Origin of the sequence: Rathayibacter sp. AY1C7, from assembly GCF_002931865.1 — a bacterium.
Classification (GTDB): domain Bacteria; phylum Actinomycetota; class Actinomycetes; order Actinomycetales; family Microbacteriaceae; genus Rathayibacter.
On record NZ_PSWB01000002.1, the window covers coordinates 128166 to 144800 of the forward strand.

Below are 16635 nucleotides of genomic sequence, written 5' to 3' on the forward strand. Positions count from 1 at the left end.
GTGGGCGACATCGTCGTCAGCGGTCAGCTCCTGCTGGCCGTGCCGATCGCGCTCCTGGCCGGGCTCGTGTCCTTCGCGTCGCCCTGCGTGCTCCCGCTGGTGCCCGGCTACCTCGCCTACGTCGGCGGATTCACCGACGCCGACGAGCGGGCGGCCCGCGGACGCCGCCGGGTCGTGCTGGGGGTGCTCCTCTTCGTGCTCGGATTCTCGCTGGTGTTCGTCCTCTACGGGGCGGCGGCGGGCACGGTCGGCTTCTGGCTGCGCCAGTACACCGACCTGATCACCCGCGTCCTCGGGCTCGTCGTGATCGCGATGGGGCTCGTCTTCATCGGGCAGTTCTCGTTCCTCCAGCGCACGCTCCGACCCGGGATCCGTCCCGCCACCGGGCTGATCGGAGCGCCGCTGCTCGGCATCGTCTTCGGCGTCGGCTGGACGCCCTGCCTCGGCCCGACGCTGAGCTCGATCCTCGCCCTCAGCTACGGCGTGGGCTCGCCCTGGCGCGGCGCCCTCCTCGCCCTGGTCTACTGCCTCGGACTCGGCATCCCCTTCCTCCTCGTCGCCTTCGGCTTCAGCTGGGTGACCAGCACGCTCGCCTTCGTGAAGCGCCACATCCGCGTGGTCAACATCCTCGGCGGCGCCGCCCTCGTCCTGATCGGAGTCCTGATGGTCACGGGCATCTGGAACACCCTCGTCTACGGATCCCTCTCGGCGGTGATCGATGGCTTCCAGCCGGCGATCTGAGCCCGAGGAGAGCACGCGCCGCCCCGACGAGGCCGCGCAGCGGAGGACGGACGCCTCCTTCCGCCCCGCCGACCACTACGACTCCGACGGCACCGTCACGCAGCCGGCGCTCGGGTTCACCGGCTGGCTCCGCTGGATGTGGCGCCAGCTCACCAGCATGCGCACGGCGCTGTTCCTGCTGCTGCTGCTGGCGATCGCGGCGGTCCCCGGATCGCTCGTGCCGCAGCGCTCCTCCGACCCCAACGGCGTGACCCAGTACTTCGTCGACAACCCCGACCTCGCGCCCCTGCTCGACAGGGTGCAGGCGTTCGACACCTACACCTCCGCCTGGTTCTCGAGCATCTACCTGCTGCTGTTCATCTCCCTGATCGGCTGCATCGTCCCGCGCACGCGTCACCACTTCCAGGCGATGCGATCGCGGCCGCCGCGCACCCCGGCGCGCCTGCAGCGCCTCGCCGGCTACACCGTCCGCGAGGTCGAGGGCGCGACGGAGGAGGAGGCCGTCGCCTCCGCCCACTCCGTCCTGCGCCGGGCGGGCTACCGCGTCGAGCGCTACGACGACCCGCGCGGCCGCTGGTCGAGCGTCTCGGCCGAGCGCGGCTACCTCCGCGAGACCGGCAACCTGGTCTTCCACTCCGCCCTGGTCGGCATCCTCGTCGCCGTCGGAGTGGGCGGCGGATTCGGCTACAGCGGGCAGCGCGTGCTGGTCGAGGGCTCCCAGGGGTTCGCGAACAACCTCGCGGCCTACGACTCCTTCAACCCCGGTCGCTTCTTCGACAGCAGCCAGCTCGACCCGTACCAGCTGACCCTCGACAGCCTCGACGTGAAGTACGAGGAGCAGAACCAGTCGGCGCTCGGCCAGCCCGTCGACTTCACCGCGAACGTCACGACCTCCGAGCGCGGCGGGCGCACCGAGGACCGCACGATCAAGGTCAACGACCCGCTCGCGATCGGCGGCACGAACGTCTACCTCCTCGGTAACGGCTACGCCCCGACGATCACGGTCCGGGATCCCTCCGGCCGGGCGATCTTCACCGACTCGGTGCCGTTCCTCCCGCAGGACGCGAACCTGACCTCCGTCGGCGTCGTGAAGGTGCCGGACGGGCTCTCGGAGCAGCTGGGCCTCACCGGCTTCTTCTACCCGACGCAGGACACGCTGGCCTCCGGGGCGTCGACCTCGATCTTCCCCGACCTGCAGTACCCCGTGCTCTCGCTGAACGTCTTCGCGGGCGACCTCGGCCTCGACGGGGGAGTGCCCACATCCGTCTACGTGCTCAACACCGACTCGCTGACCCGGCTCACCGGCGGCACCACCGGCGTCGCGCCGATCACCCTCAAGCCCGGCGACACGGCCGAGCTCCCGAACGGGCTCGGCAGCGTGACCTTCGACAACACGGGCGCCGACCCGACGCGGATCGGCACCGACAGCGTCAAGCGCTTCGCCTCGTTCGACATCCACCACGACGCGACCCAGGGCTGGGTGCTGCTCTTCGCTATCCTCGTGCTCGCCGGACTCCTCACCTCGCTGTTCGTCCCGCGGCGCCGCGTGTGGGTGAAGGCGACCGCCCAGGACGACGGCGGCCTCCTCCTCGAGTACGCGGGACTCGCCCGCGGCGAGGACCCCCAGCTGGTGCGCGCCGTGCGGACGATCGCCGACCGGCACGCCCCGCTCGACTGACCCGGCTCCCGGACGCGCCGGAGACCCCTCCACAGGCGCCACCCGGCTGGGCAGGGGCCGAGTCTGTGCAAGCGCGAAGGGGCGGGCGGGGCGGCGAGCGATTACCCTGAGGAGGTGATCGCGACCCTCTCGCAGTACTCGGTGCTGTGCCTCTCCTCCGCCATGGGCATCTACGCCATGGCGTTCGTCTTCTTCGCGATCGACCTCGCCCGCCGCGCCTCCCTGGCCGACGGCGAGTCGATCGAGGTCGTGCAGGAGGCGGAGCGCGTCGCCTCCGAGGCCGCCGCCGACCGCGCGGCCAGCGGCAAGGCCACCGTCGCCGCCGCAGGCTCCGGACGCACCGCGACTCTCTCCCGCATCGGCAGCCGCGTCGAGGACGAGGTCTACCGCGCCCCCGCCCGCTCGAAGACCATGCGCATCGGGTTCTCGCTCACGCTCCTCGGCTTCGTGCTCCACCTCGGCGCGACCGTCCTCCGCGGCGTCGCCGCCGGCCGCGTCCCCTGGGCGAACATGTACGAGTTCTCGATGACCGGGACGCTCATCATCATCGGCGTCTTCCTCGCCGTCCAGCTGCGCTGGGACCTCCGCTTCCTCGGAGCGTTCATCACCGGCCTCGTCCTGGTGCTCCTCGGCATCGCGACCGTCAACTACTACGTCGCCGTCGTCCCGCTCCCGCCGGCACTCCAGTCCTACTGGCTGGTCATCCACGTGCTCGTAGCGATCCTCGGCACCGCGTTCTTCGCCCTCGGCTTCGCGCTCTCGGTCACCCAGCTCCTCCAGGCCCGCCGCGAATCCTCCGGCGACAGCCCCCGCTCGGTCCTCCGCTTCCTGCGCACCCTGCCCAGCTCCCTCACCCTCGAGAACCTCGCCTACCGCGTCACGATCCTCGGCTTCATCCTCTGGACCTTCACGCTCATCGCCGGCGCCGTCTGGGCCGAGAAGGCCTGGGGCCGCTACTGGGGCTGGGACACCAAAGAGGTCTGGACCTTCATCATCTGGACCATCTACGCCGGCTACATCCACGCCCGCGCCACCCGCGGCTGGCGCGGCACCCCCTCCGCCTGGCTCGCCATCGTCGGCTTCGCCGCCGTCATGTTCAACTTCGGCGTCGTCAACGTGTTCTTCAAGGGACTCCACGCCTACTCCGGCCTCGACACCGGCATGTGATCGGCGGGGCCTGGCGGGGTCCCTCGCGGCGTTGTCGGCGACGAACGTAGCTCCGCTACGCCCGACCCCTCCGCCTTGCGATCGGGTCGGCGGGGCCTCGCGGGGCCGCTCGCGGTGTTGTCGGCGACGAACGTAGCGCCGCTACGCCCGACCCCTCCGCCTTGCGATCGACCCCACCAGGCCCCGCCGACCGCTTACCAGGACACGAACGAGGACGGCTCCGCTTCGCGGTCGCCGCGGGAGGCCTCCGCTTCGCGGTCGGGTCTGGCCGGGCTCCGCTATGCGGTCGGGTTCGTTGGGCTCCGCTACGCGGTCGCGTTCGTTGGGCTCCGCTTCGCGGTCGGGTCCGGGTGGGCTCCGCTACGCGGCCGGGTTCTGATGAGCTGGGCTTCGCGGGAAGGCCGGGGTAGACGGCGGTCGACGGAACATGCTGATCGGGTAACACGCGCAGCGCGCGTATCGAGATCCCATGGCGCGAACGCGGGGAGCGGGCCGGTCGAGTTTCCGCAGATGGACGCGCAGGGGGGGCGGCGCCTGCTGATCGAGTAGCGCGCGGAGCGGGCGTTTCGCGGACAGGGGGGCACGGACGGGCTGCGGGCGGATCCGTGCCTGTCGAGTGGCGGTGGTGGACGCCGGGGGCGACGGCGGAAGGGTCAGACGGAGGTGACGACGTCGATGAGGTGGGGGGCGAAAGGGGCGTCGAGGGCGAGGACGACGCGGGTGCGGGCGTCGAAGGGATGAACGCCGCGGTAGATGCCGCGGAGGTCGGCGACGGTCTGGCCGCGGCCGGGGCCGTGGGTGGCGTCGACAGTGACGTGGACGCGCGGGGCGGAGGTGAGGGCGACGGCGTCGACGGCGATCGCGGCGGCCATGGGGTCGTGCATGGCAGCGGTGCGCCCGCCGAAGTGGCCGACGTAGAAGTCGAAGTAGAAGTCGAGCGCCTGCCCGATGGCCTGCGCGAGGGGATCGGGCGACGCGAGCAGGACGGCGCGGTCCTCCTCCGTCAGCAGGTGCCGCATGGTCACGTCCAGGGGCACGAGCGTCAGATCCCAGTCGGCCGCGACGACCTCGGCGGCGGCCGCAGGGTCGTGCCAGATGTTGGCCTCCGCCACGGCGGTCACGTTGCCGGGGACCAGCGCGGCTCCGCCCATCACGGTCACCGAGTGAACGAGGGACGCGATCTCCGGGTGCGCACGGAGGGCGAGCGCGAGATTCGTCAGCGGGCCGATCGCGACCAGCCGCAGCTCGCCCTCGTGCTCACGAGCGAGACGGAGGAGGAGGTCGGCCGGATCCTCGTCGACGGGCTCGCCGCCCTCGGGCAGCGCGACCCCGCCGATGCCGTCGTCGCCGTGCACGTGCGGAGATCCGCCGGCGTAGTCCTCCTCGAGGAAGTGGTGCGCCCCCACGGCGACCGGCACGTCGTCGCGGCCGGCCAGCGCCAGCAGGCCGAGGCTGTTGACGGCGGCCCGGCGGGCGTCGGTGTTGCCGCTGACCGTGCTGATCCCGACGAGGCGGGCCCGGGGCGAGCGGAGGAGGTACGCCAGGGCGAGCGAGTCGTCGATGCCGGTGTCGCAGTCGAGGAAGACGGGGACGGTCGATGCGCTCACGGTGCTCCGATGCTCGAGGGTGGGGGATGCGTCGGGCACCGGCGGCCGACGCTCCCATTCTGCCGCTCCTCGGACGCGGCGCCCGCCGCCGACGATCAGAGCAGCGCGTAGGAGTCGCGGAGCCGCGCTCGCCACCAGGCGAGCCGCTCCGGCGACACGGCGTGACGGGAGAGGAGCTCCTCCGAGACCTCCACGCGGCCGACGGGGATGCTGCCGTCGACCGGCCGCAGCGGCCGCTCCGTGACGTCCGCGGCGAGGAGGGACGCGGTGCCGAGTCCGCAGTCGAAGGGCAGCTCGGGGAGCGCCGCGGCCAGGGCGGCGCCCATGGCGAGTCCGACCGAGCTGTCGATCGCGCTCGAGACCACCGCCGGCAGCCCCGCCTCGGCGACGAGCGCCAGCGCCCGGCGCGTCCCGCCGAGCGGCTGGGCCTTCACGACCAGCAGGTCCGCGGCTCCGGCCCGGGCGACGGCGAGTGGATCGGCGGCCTTGCGGACGCTCTCGTCGGCGGCGATCGGGATGCCCATGTACTTCACCCGGTAGCGCAGCTCCGCCAGCTCGTCGACGCTCGCGCACGGCTGCTCGACGTACTCGAGGTCGGACTCCGCGAGGGCGTGGACGGCGTGCTCGGCCTCGTCGAGGTTCCAGCCGCCGTTCGCGTCCACGCGGATCCGGCCCTCCGGACCGAGCAGGCGGCGGACCTCGACGACCCGGGCCACGTCGTCGGCCAGCGTCTGGCCGCGCTCGGCGACCTTCACCTTCGCCGTGCGGCAGCCGTGGTAGCTCGCGAGCACGGCGGCGACCTCGTGCGGTGCGACGGCCGGGATGGTCGCGTTCACCGGGATGCGGTCGCGCAGCGGTGCCGGCTGCTCGCTCCAGCCGTAGTCGATCGCCGCCCGGAGCCACGCCGCCGACTCCTCTGCGCCGTACTCGAGGAAGGGCGAGAACTCGGTCCAGCCCTCGGGGCCGCGCACGAGCGCGATCTCGCGGTGGTCCACACCGCGGAAGCGGGTGCGCAGCGGCAGAGCGACGACGCGGAGTCCCGCGTCGATCTCGCCGAGGGAGGGGAGCGGGGAGGCGGGCACGACGTCGTCCATCCGGCCATTGTCCACCGGCCGGGGCGACGCGGCGGCCACCCGGGCGCAGGAGGTCGGCGACGCGCGCGCAAGCCCCCGGGGTCGCTCCTCCGAGCGCCCGCCGAGGTGCCAGACTGACGAGGCTGCCGTTGGAGTCCGGAGGAGTGCGATGAGCCAGATGCCGATGAGCCCGCCGCCCGCGCCCGCCCCGGGCCCGACGCAGGGCTCCGTCCCCTCCCACCGCCCGCTCGGCAGGGGCGCCTGGATCGCGCTGGGCACGAGCCTCCTCGTGGGCGTCGTCTACACCGGCGTGCTCGGCACGCTCGTCGCCGTCGGAGTGGGCGGCGCGCTCGACTCCGCCGCCGGCAGCGCGTCGACGAGCGCTCCGTCCGAGCCGTTCGGCGACCCGACGGACGACCCGTTCGGCAGCGGGGACCCGTCCGATCCGCTCTACGACTACCCCGGCTACCAGGACGGCGACGCCGCGACGATCCTCGGCCAGCCGTCCGCGGAGGACGTGCGCGCGAGTGCCGAGAAGGCCGTCGCGGCCGTCGAGGGCGCCGTCCCCGAAGAGTGGACCTCGGCCGACGACGAGTACTACGAGCAGTCGCAGAACGCCTACGGCGGGCCCTCCCTCCTCTACGACTACATCTCGGCGACCGAGTACGCCGCCGCCGACGTCTCGGCCGACGCCGACAGGCAGGCGGCGGTCGACCGCTTCACCGCAGCGCTCTCGCCCCTCGGCTTCGACGACGTCGAGGTGGCCGACACCCCCGAGGAGTGGTCGGAGGCGGGCTACGAGCTCGACGGCGACCTCTCGGACGAGGAGGCCTCGGCCGCGCTCTGGATCGTCACCGCCCGCTCCTCCGCCGACCTCGTGCCCGCGATCGAGCTGGGCCTCGTCGACCTCGACGCCGATCCGACCGGCCTGGTCGCCGACATGCTCGACGGAGTCGGCCTCTCGCCGGACCCGCAGGGCGCGTTCCTCGCCGGGTACGCGAACGGGGTCCTGCAGGACGAGGACCGCGGCGAGTTCACCGACCGCCTCGAGGAGTACGGCGGAGTCGCCGCGACCTGACCGGGCGCTACAAGCAAGCCCGTCCGCCCGCAAGCCCGAATCGGCGCACCGCCCGCGCCCTACGGTGAGGGGATGGCTGCACCCCGCTCGACCAGGCCCCTGCGCGACTACGCCGCGATCGGAGACGGTCGCACGGTCGCCCTGATCGCGAAGGACGGCAGCGTCGACTGGATGCCCGTCCCGGACCTCGGCTCCACCCCCGCCTTCGCCGCCCTGATCGACGCCGAGTCCGGCGGCTGCGTCGAGCTCGCCCCCGAGGAGCCCGCCGAGGTCTCGCGCGCCTACATCCGCGACACGAACGTCCTCGAGACCACCTTCACCACCGAGTCGGGCACCGTCCGCGTGACGGACGCGCTCGTCACCGGGATCGCGGGCCGCCTCCCGTGGGCCGAGCTCGCGCGCCGCGTGGACGGTGTCGACGGCGAGGTGCGGATGCGGTGGGCCGTGCGTCCCGGAACGGGACTCGGCCGGTTCTCCCCGTGGATCCAGAACGCCGACGGCCGCTCGCTCATCCGCGCCGGAGACATCACCATCGGCGTCACCGGGCAGGAGCACGGGCCCGACGGCGACGACGCGCCCTCCGGCGCCGGCGACGAGCTGACGGGCTCCTTCGTCGTGACCGCGGGGAAGGACGCCGTGCGGCACGTCCTGGTCGTGTCGGCCACGCACGACGAGCCGCTGCACTTCCCGGTCGCGAAGAACGTCGACCGCGGCATCGACCGCACCATCCGCAGCTGGCAGGACTGGTCGGAGGAGTTCTCCTACGACGGCCCGTGGTCCGAGGCCGTCCAGCGCAGCGCCCTCGCGCTCAAGCTGCTGATCTACTCGCCCACAGGAGCCATCGCCGCGGCCGCGACCACGTCGCTCCCGGAGTCGCCCAACGGCGGCAAGAACTGGGACTACCGCTTCGCCTGGGTGCGCGACGCCGCGTACACGATGCACGCGCTGGTGCGCTTCGGCCTGCGCGAGGAGACGCACGCCGCGCTGTCCTGGCTCCTCCGCACGATCAAGGAGCACGGGCCGGACCTGCACATCTTCTACGGACTCGACGGCTCCATGCCGACCGTCCTGGAGGAGTTCGACGTCCCGGGCTACGCCGGCATCGGCCCGGTCGTCGCCGGCAACGCAGCGCAGAGCCAGCTGCAGCTGGGCGTCTTCGGCGACCTCTTCGACATCTGCCGCATCTACGTCGACGAGGGCAACGTCCTCGACATCCAGACCGGTCGGCTCCTCGCCCGCGTCGCCGACACCACCTGCGACCTGTGGCGGAACCGCGATGCGGGCATGTGGGAGCTGGAGGAGGAGCAGCACTACACCTCCTCGAAGATGGGCTGCTGGCAGGCGCTCGACGCGGCCGTGCACCTGGCGGAGCTCGGCCAGGTCGCGGGCAGCCCCGACCGCTGGCGCTTCGAGCGCGACCGCATCCGGGAGTGGATCGAGGAGCACTGCTGGTCCGAGGAGCTCGGCTCCTACGTGATGTACCCGGGCAGCGAGGAGCTGGACGCCTCGGTGCTCCTGCACGCGCCCAGCGGCTACGAGCGCGGCGAGCGGATGATCTCCACCATCGACGCCCTGGTGAAGGAGCTCGGCCGCGGCGCGCTGCTGTTCCGCTACTCCGGCATGGAGGGCGAGGAGCACCCGTTCGTGGCCTGCTCGTTCTGGCTCGCGTCCGCCCTGGCCTGCGTCGGTCGGCACGACGAGTCGGTCGCCCTGATGGACGAGCTCGTCGCCACGGTCCCGAACGACGTCGGGATCATGTCCGAGATGATCGCGGTCGACGACCTGGCCTTCTGGGGCAACCTGCCGCAGGGGCTCAGCCACCTCGCGCTGATCAACGCGGCCATCACCATCGAGGAGCTGGCGCCGGAGAAGGTCGGCCGCGCGTAACCCCGCCGACGGCGTCCGCGCAACCCGTTGAGGGCCGGCTCCGAGGGGCGTAGACCGGTACCACCCCCTCGCACCGCACCCACAAGGAGCACCTCAGCATGGATCTCGGCATCAGCGGCCGCATCGCCCTCGTCACCGGAGGCGACTCCGGCATCGGCCTGGCCACGGCGCAGCTCCTCCTCGCCGAGGGCGCGACCGTCGTGATCACCGACAAGGACCAGGCGGAGCTGGACCGGGCCGCGGCCGGGCTCGACGCTCCGGAGGGCCGCCTGCACGCCTTCGCCGCCGACGTCACCAGCACGGAGCAGCTCGCCGAGCTGCACCGCCGCGTGGCCGGAGCGGTCGGCGCGATCGACATCCTCGTGCAGTGCGCCGGAGTCACGGGGGCGCAGGGCCTGTTCCACGAGATCGACGACGAGGGCTGGACCAGCACGCTCGAGGTCGACCTGCTCGGGCCTGTGCGGCTCGTGCGCGAGTTCCTCCCCGACCTCCGCACCGGAGGCTGGGGCCGGCTCGTGCTCACCGCCTCCGAGGACGCCGTGCAGCCCTACGACGACGAACTGCCCTACTGCGCCGCGAAGGCGGGCGTCCTCGCCTTCGCCAAGGGCCTCTCGCGCTCATACGCGCAGGAGGGCCTGCTCGTGAACACGGTCTCGCCCGCGTTCATCCGCACTCCGATGACCGACGCGATGATGTCCAAGCGCGCCGAGCAGAGGGGCACCTCGGTCGACGAGGCGATCTCGTCCTTCCTCGACGAGGAGCGCCCGTACATGGAGCTGAAACGCCGGGGCGAGGCCGAGGAGGTCGCAGCCGTGATCGCCTTCCTCTGCTCCGACCGCGCCTCGTTCGTGAACGGCTCGAACTACCGCGTCGACTCCGGATCCGTCGCCACGATCTGATCCCCGCAACCACGGGCCCCGTCCAGCGCGCGCACCCCGCGCGTGCGGGCGCCGTCCAGCCGAAGAAGCCAGACTCGGGGCGGGACACCGCACCCGGCACTGCAAGAGAAAGGAACGGTCCATGACCACCACCCTCGAACGCCACGTCGAAGCCCCCGCGGGCTCCGGTGCCAAGACCAGCCGCCGTCAGAACGCCGAGAAGGGCTTCAAGGCCTCCAAGGAGCTGCTCGACAGCCTCCAGATCGTCCTCGTCGACCTGATCGAGCTCCACGTCCAGGGCAAGCAGGCCCACTGGAACGTCGTCGGCAAGAACTTCCGCGACCTCCACCTGCAGCTCGACGAGATCATCGAGGCCGCGCGCGAGTTCAGCGACGACATCGCCGAGCGCATGCGCGCCCTCCACGGGATCCCGGACGGCCGCAGCGACACCGTCGCCGCGACCACCACCCTCCCCGAGTACCCGCACGGCGAGATCGACACGGCCGAGACCGTCGACCTGGTCACGATCCGCCTCGAGAACACCGCCGCCACCATGCGCGAGGTCCACGACCAGGTGGACGAGGAGGACCCGACCAGCGCGGACCTCCTCCACGCGATCATCCAGAGCCTCGAGCAGTACGCCTGGATGGTGTCGGCCGAGAACCGCACCACCTCCGCCGCCAAGTAGGGGCGAGCACCGGCAAGGGGACTCCGCGTCAGCGGGGTCCCCTTCCGTCTGCCCGAGCGGTGTCGAGTCGCCGTGCAGTCCGGATCAGTAGGGTCGTGACATGAGCACGCAGGTCTCCGAACTGTTCGACGCGCACCGCTGGGCGGCCGTCGACGGCTTCGACGCACTCGAGGACATCACCTACCACCACGACCGCTCCGGCCGCATCGCGCGGGTCGCGTTCGACCGGCCCGAGGTCCGCAACGCGTTCCGGCCGCGCACGGTCGACGAGCTGTTCCGCGCCCTCGAGGACGCCCGGACGAACCCGCGCGTCGGCGTCGTCATCCTCACCGGCAACGGCCCGAGCCCGCGCGACGGAGGCTGGGCGTTCTGCTCCGGGGGAGACCAGCGGATCCGCGGCCGCGACGGCTACCGGTACTCCGACGGCGAGACCGCCGAGGGCATCGACTCCGCGCGGAACGGCCGCCTGCACATCCTCGAGGTGCAGCGCCTCATCCGCTTCATGCCGAAGGTCGTCATCGCGGCCGTCCCCGGCTGGGCCGCAGGAGGCGGGCACTCGCTCCACGTGGTCTGCGACCTCACCCTCGCCTCCGCCGAGCACGGGCGCTTCAAGCAGACGGACGCCGACGTCGGCTCCTTCGACGCGGGCTACGGCTCGGCGTACTTCGCCCGCCAGATCGGGCAGAAGGCCGCGCGCGAGGTGTTCTTCCTCGCGCGGGAGTACTCCGCGCAGCGCGCCTACGAGATGGGCGCCGTGAACGCGGTCGTCCCGCACGCCGAGCTCGAGACGACCGCGGTGGAGTGGGCCGAGACGATCCTCACCAAGTCGCCCACGGCCATCCGGATGCTGAAGTACGCGTTCAACGCCGTGGACGACGGCCTCGTGGGCCAGCAGCTCTTCGCGGGCGAGACCACGCGCCTCGCCTACGGCACCGACGAGGCCGTCGAGGGACGAGACTCCTTCCTCGAGAAGCGCGAGCCCGACTGGTCGCCGTTCCCGTGGCAGTTCTGAGCCGGAGGGCACGCAGGTGACCCGCCCGCTCGCCGGTGTCGACGCGACGGTCGAGGCCGTCCTCCTCGCTCTGCGCGCGGCCCTGGACGGCAGCGGCCCGGCGATCCGCGTCTCCGCCCCCGGCGCTGCGACCGCCTCCGAGGATGCCGTCGTGCCGCAGCGCGTCGCCGCCGTCGTCGAGACCTCGGGCTCGTCGGGGCCGCCCAAGCGGGTCGCGCTCTCGACAGCGGCCCTGCTCACCAGCGCCTCCGCGACCCTCGCCGAGCTGGGCGGGCCGGGACGCTGGCTGCTCTGCCTGCCGACGCACTACGTCGCGGGACTGCAGGTGCTCGTCCGCTCGCTGACCGCGGAGGCCGACCCGGTCGTCCTCCCGGCCGGCGGCTTCGACGCGGCGGCCTTCCTCGCTCTCGCTCGGACGATGCCGGCGGGGGAGCGGCGGTACTCCTCGCTGGTCCCCGTGCAGCTCGCGCGGCTGCTGGACCTCGCCGAGCGCGATCCGGCCGCGGCCGAGGCGCTCCGCTCGTTCGACGCGCTCCTGATCGGCGGCCAGTCGACGCCGCAGCCGCTGCGGGACCGCGCCGCCGCCCTCGGTGCGCGCATCCGCCTGACCTACGGATCGAGCGAGACGTCCGGCGGCTGCGTCTACGACGGCGTCCCGCTCCACGACGTGCGGATGCGCGTCGAGAACGGGCAGGTGCTGCTCGGCGGCCCGACCCTCGCGGAGGGCTACCTCGACGCCGACGGCGCGATCGACCACGAGCGCAGCGCCTCCACCTTCCTCGAGCTCGACGGGGAGCGCTGGTACCGCACGGGCGACGCGGGGTCGATCGTCGACGGGCGCCTCCGGGTGACCGGTCGGCTCGACCGCGTGATCGTGTCGGGCGGGGAGAAGGTCTCGCTCGACTCCGTCGAGGCCGTGCTCCGCGAGGGGCCCGTCCCCGACGCGGTCGTGGTGCGGCGGGCGGACGAGCAGTGGGGCGAGGTCCCGGTCGTCGTCACGGCGGAGGAGGCTCCCGCGCTCACCGACCTGCGCGCCCTGATCGCCGACCGCCTCGGGCGCGCCGCCGCTCCCGCGGCCGTGCTGCCGGTCGGCCGCATCCCCCTCCTCGCCTCCGGGAAGCCCGACCGCCGCGCCCTCGAGGTGCTCGCCGAGCAGGCCTGACCGGCTCCGAGCGTCGACGGGCCGGTGGGTAGGATTCCCTCCGTGTCGAGTACGAGTCGCAAGAAGAAGTCCTCCAGCGGCCGCCCCGGGGGCAGCCCGCGAGCGGTCGTCGTGAAGCCCGCCGGTCCCCGCGAGTGGATCGCCGGCGCCCGCCTCCGCACCCTCCCGCTGGCCGTCGCCCCCGTGCTCATCGGCACCGGAGCGACCCAGGTCGTCGACGAGGGCTGGCACTGGGTGCGCGCCCTGCTCTGCCTGGCCGTCTCGCTCGCCCTGCAGATCGCCGTCAACTACGCCAACGACTACTCCGACGGCGTGCGCGGCACCGACGCCAACCGCGTCGGACCCTCGCGGCTGACCGGCTCCGGAGCGGCGAAGCCCCGCCAGGTGCTCACCGTCGCCCTGGTCTTCTTCGGGATCGCGGCCGTCGCCGGCCTCGTGCTCACCGCCCTCTCGGGGCAGTGGTGGTTCCTGATCGTCGGCGCGGCGGCGATCGCGGCCGGCTGGTTCTACACCGGCGGACGCCGCCCCTACGGCTACCTCGGACTCGGCGAGCTCTTCGTCTTCGTGTTCTTCGGCCTGGTCGCCACCGTCGGCACCACGTTCGTGCAGATCGGCCGCACCAACCAGGAGTCGTGGCTCGGCGCCGTGGCGGCGGGCCTGTTCGCCTGCGCCGTGCTCATGGTCAACAACATCCGCGACATCCCGACCGACCGCCTCTCGGGCAAGCGGACCCTCGCGGTCCTCGCGGGACCGGCCGTGTCCCGGGCGATCTACACGGGCTTCGTGCTGATCCCGTTCGGCATCGCGGTGATCCTCGCGCTGTTCTACCCGCTGGCATGGCTGACGCTCTTCGTGCTTCTGATGATCCTGCCGGCCATCCTGATCACCCTGACGGCGAAGACGGCGAAGGAGCTCATCCTGGCGCTGCAGCTGACCAGCCTGGGCGGGCTCGCCTACGCGGTCATCCTCGGGGCGGCGCTGGCGTTCTAGAGCGGCGGCTCGCACGAGGCGGGCTCGGGTGGGCCGGATTCGGGTGAGAACGGCTGTTGCGTGCCGGGCCTGGTGCGAGCGGGGTCAGCGCGTCCGAGGGGAGCCCTCGCCGGCGGGAGCGCCCGGGTCAGCGGTCGTCGCGGGTCGCGTCGACCGCGGCGTCCTCGACGTCGTCGTCGGTCGGGGCGCGCGGGACGTCCTTGCGGCGCTCGTAGATCGCCTCCGCGATGCGCTCGCGGGGCTTCCTCAGCAGGATGTAGGAGAGGGACAGGCTCGCGATCGCGGCGACGAAGCCCGCGGTGACCGCGGCCGTCAGCTCCGAGTCGACGAAGGTGCGCGCCGGCAGGTACACCAGCACGAAGACGCCGGCGAACATCGCCAGGCGCAGGAGCGAGTAGACGACGACCGCGCGGCTCAGTTTCACCGGGACAGTGTACGTCGGCCCCTGCACGCGCTTCCGTGAGCACCGTGGGAGCCTCCTGTCCAGCGTCCGTGCGGACCCTTCCCGACGGGGGTGCCGGACGTAGACTCGTGTCCATGATCCGCCTCGTCATCGGCCTGCTCGTGGCCCTCGCCGTCTTCACGGTCTACACCGTGATCGACGTCGCGATGAGCAACCGTCACGCCGTGCGGGCGATCCCGAAGTGGTCCTGGCTCCTGGTCGTGCTGATCCTCCCGGTCATCGGTGCGGGACTGTGGTTCTGGATCGGCCGCCCCCGAAAGCAGCGCGCCGCCGGCCGCCGCTACACCGCTCCGGACGACGACCCCGACTTCCTCGGCACCCTCCGCACCGAGCGCGACCCCGAGGAGGAACGCCTGCAGGCCGAGCGCATCGCCCAGCTCGAGCGCGACCTCGCCGACATGGACGAGCAGGGCGAGGCCGACGGCCCCGGCCGCCGGGATGCCTGAGCACCGGCCGGTCGCCCCCTCCACCCGATTCGCGGTCGACCTCCTCACCCGCTTCGTCGCGCTCGGCGTCCGCGACGTCGTCGTCGCTCCGGGCTCCCGCTCGCAGGCGCTCGCCCTGGTGGCGGCCGAGCTCGAGACCCGCGGCGACGTCCGGCTGCACGTGCGGATCGACGAGCGCTCCGCGGGGTTCCTGGCGCTGGGCCTCGCCCTCGAATCCGGGATGCCGGCGCTCGTCATCACGACCTCCGGCACGGCGACCGCGAACCTGCACCCGGCCGTGCTCGAGGCGGACGCCTCGGACGTGCCGATGATCGTCCTGACCGCCGACCGGCCCGACGAGCTGCGCGGCATCCGCTCGAACCAGACGGCCGAGCAGCGCGAGCTGTACGGGCGAGCCGCGCGGCTGTTCGAGGACGTCGCTGCTCCGGACGACGCCTCCCTGCCCGAGGACGCGCGGGCGCTCGCCGATCGTGCCGTCACCGCGGCGCGCCGCGGGCCGGTCCACCTGAACCTCTCCTTCCGCGATCCGCTCTCCTCCGCTCTGCCGGACATCGAGCGGATCGAACCGGTCTCGTCGCCCGCCGTCGGATCCGGGATCCCGCGTGCCGTCGTGACCGCCGGCCCTGATGAGCCGCTCACGGTCGTCATCGCCGGGGACAAGGCGGGCGCCGCGGCCGAGGAGATCGCTCGCGCCGGCGACTGGCCGCTGCTCGCCGAGGTCTCCTCCGGCGCCCGCTTCGGACCGCAGCTCGTCGTCGCCTGGCGGGGCCTGCTCGGCGAGCCCGACTTCGGCGGACGCATCCGCCGGGCGATCGTGCTCGGACACCCGACGCTCTCCCGCGAGGTCCCCGAGCTGCTGCGGCGCGAGGACGTCGAGGTCATCGTCGTGGACGCCGTGCGCGAGCAGTTCTACAACCCCGGCCGGCGCGCCCGCCGCGTCGGAGGCGTCGACGTGGTCCGACCCGAGGGGTCGCCGCGTCCCGAGCGCGGCGAGCGCGCCTGGGCCGGATCCTGGGTGTCCGCGAGCCGCGCCCTGACGGTCGACCCCGACGAGCTGGACGAGGTCCCCGACGCCGGGTCGATGTCGGTCGAGGACCGCCGCGGCTACGCGCGCAACGCCCTCGCCGCGATCAGGGCACCGCTCACCCGCGACTTCGTCGTCGCCGCGGTCTGGAAGGTCACCTGGCCGCACGACCGGCTGCTGTTCGGAGCGTCGCGGCTGATCCGCGTCGCCGACGGGACCCTGCCTGGCAAGCGGATATCCGTCCTGGCGAACCGCGGCCTCGCCGGCATCGACGGCACGATCTCGACGGCTCTCGGGATCGCGGTGGCTTCGCAGGCGACCGAGCAGGGAGCCGGCGGAGTCACCCGGGCGGTCCTCGGCGATCTCACTCTGCTCCACGAGGCCGGCGGCCTCCTCCTCCCGCCCGGAGAGCGACGCCCGCGCGTGCAGCTCGTCGTCGTGAACGACGGGGGCGGCACGATCTTCGACGGACTCGAGGTCGCGTCGAGCTCGCATCCCGATGCGTTCGACCGCGTGCAGTTCACCCCGCAGAGCGCCGATCTGGAGGCTCTCGCGCGCGCCTACGGGTGGGGCCACCGTCGTGCGGCGACGCGCGGCGAGCTGGAGCAGGCGCTGACCTCGCCGGGTGACGGGCCGGGCATCGTGGAGATCCGGCTCGAGCGCTGAGTCCGCGCGGGTCCGGTCGGACGGTCCTCCACAGGTCGTCGTCGGACGCTGTTCTCCCGGGGACGCCTCGTTCGA

General features: G+C 72.8%; 15 protein-coding genes. 12 read left to right on the plus strand and 3 right to left on the minus strand.

Features of this window, described 5'->3' with window-relative positions:
* The 3 genes from C5C69_RS01570 to ccsB all read left to right on the plus strand — a co-directional run bounded on the left by C5C69_RS01570 (position 1) and on the right by ccsB (position 3586).
* Positions 1-741 (plus strand): cytochrome c biogenesis CcdA family protein, encoded by a 741-nt coding sequence (locus tag C5C69_RS01570; RefSeq protein ID WP_244230512.1) that lies wholly within the window; start codon positions 1-3, stop codon positions 739-741.
* Positions 719-2419: a cytochrome c biogenesis protein ResB gene (locus C5C69_RS01575; protein WP_104257160.1), complete on the plus strand. Its 1701-nt coding sequence runs from the start codon at positions 719-721 to the stop codon at positions 2417-2419. Before C5C69_RS01570 ends, C5C69_RS01575 begins: the two co-directional genes overlap by 23 nt.
* A 114-nt stretch (positions 2420-2533) precedes the next feature.
* Complete coding sequence (ccsB, locus tag C5C69_RS01580; RefSeq protein WP_374953562.1) at positions 2534-3586, plus strand: c-type cytochrome biogenesis protein CcsB; 1053 nt, start codon at positions 2534-2536, stop codon at positions 3584-3586.
* 653 nt (positions 3587-4239) lie between these two features.
* Here the strand turns inward: ccsB and C5C69_RS01585 are convergent.
* Both C5C69_RS01585 and C5C69_RS01590 read right to left on the minus strand, forming a co-directional pair.
* On the minus strand, positions 4240-5193 hold the full coding sequence (locus C5C69_RS01585) for a nucleoside hydrolase (RefSeq protein ID WP_104257202.1): 954 nt from the start codon (positions 5191-5193) through the stop codon (positions 4240-4242).
* 95 nt (positions 5194-5288) lie between these two features.
* Entirely contained in the window at positions 5289-6287 is a 999-nt protein-coding gene (locus tag C5C69_RS01590) for an o-succinylbenzoate synthase (RefSeq protein WP_104254851.1), read from the minus strand.
* 148 nt (positions 6288-6435) lie between these two features.
* Here C5C69_RS01590 and C5C69_RS01595 point away from each other — a divergent pair, with 148 nt between their 5' ends.
* The 7 genes from C5C69_RS01595 to C5C69_RS01625 all read left to right on the plus strand — a co-directional run bounded on the left by C5C69_RS01595 (position 6436) and on the right by C5C69_RS01625 (position 13961).
* On the plus strand, positions 6436-7344 hold the full coding sequence (locus C5C69_RS01595) for a hypothetical protein (protein WP_104257161.1): 909 nt from the start codon (positions 6436-6438) through the stop codon (positions 7342-7344).
* 72 nt (positions 7345-7416) lie between these two features.
* Positions 7417-9231, plus strand: a complete 1815-nt coding sequence (locus C5C69_RS01600) for a glycoside hydrolase family 15 protein (RefSeq protein ID WP_104247930.1) — start codon at positions 7417-7419, stop codon at positions 9229-9231.
* 98 nt (positions 9232-9329) lie between these two features.
* On the plus strand, positions 9330-10130 hold the full coding sequence (locus C5C69_RS01605) for an SDR family NAD(P)-dependent oxidoreductase (RefSeq protein WP_104225910.1): 801 nt from the start codon (positions 9330-9332) through the stop codon (positions 10128-10130).
* Positions 10131-10251: 121 nt separating this feature from the next.
* The gene (locus tag C5C69_RS01610) at positions 10252-10797 is read left to right on the plus strand and encodes a Dps family protein (RefSeq protein ID WP_104223596.1); all 546 of its coding nucleotides are present in this window, start codon (positions 10252-10254) and stop codon (positions 10795-10797) included.
* A gap of 100 nt (positions 10798-10897) precedes the next feature.
* Entirely contained in the window at positions 10898-11809 is a 912-nt protein-coding gene (locus tag C5C69_RS01615; protein ID WP_104249778.1) for a 1,4-dihydroxy-2-naphthoyl-CoA synthase, read from the plus strand.
* Between the two features lie 16 nt (positions 11810-11825).
* Complete coding sequence (locus C5C69_RS01620; RefSeq protein ID WP_104257162.1) at positions 11826-12971, plus strand: AMP-binding protein; 1146 nt, start codon at positions 11826-11828, stop codon at positions 12969-12971.
* Between the two features lie 42 nt (positions 12972-13013).
* The gene (locus C5C69_RS01625; RefSeq protein WP_374953116.1) at positions 13014-13961 is read left to right on the plus strand and encodes a 1,4-dihydroxy-2-naphthoate polyprenyltransferase; all 948 of its coding nucleotides are present in this window, start codon (positions 13014-13016) and stop codon (positions 13959-13961) included.
* Positions 13962-14088: 127 nt separating this feature from the next.
* On the opposite strand, the gene C5C69_RS01630 is transcribed toward C5C69_RS01625, so the two are convergent.
* The gene (locus C5C69_RS01630; protein ID WP_104239140.1) at positions 14089-14385 is read right to left on the minus strand and encodes a DUF4229 domain-containing protein; all 297 of its coding nucleotides are present in this window, start codon (positions 14383-14385) and stop codon (positions 14089-14091) included.
* A 113-nt stretch (positions 14386-14498) separates the two neighbouring features.
* On the opposite strand from C5C69_RS01630, the gene C5C69_RS01635 reads away from it, so the two are divergent.
* Both C5C69_RS01635 and menD read left to right on the plus strand, forming a co-directional pair.
* Positions 14499-14870, plus strand: a complete 372-nt coding sequence (locus tag C5C69_RS01635; RefSeq protein WP_104225908.1) for a PLD nuclease N-terminal domain-containing protein — start codon at positions 14499-14501, stop codon at positions 14868-14870.
* Complete coding sequence (menD, locus tag C5C69_RS01640; RefSeq protein WP_104233417.1) at positions 14863-16560, plus strand: 2-succinyl-5-enolpyruvyl-6-hydroxy-3-cyclohexene-1-carboxylic-acid synthase; 1698 nt, start codon at positions 14863-14865, stop codon at positions 16558-16560. The genes C5C69_RS01635 and menD overlap by 8 nt, the downstream gene beginning before the upstream one ends.
* Positions 16561-16635: the final 75 nt, after the last annotated feature.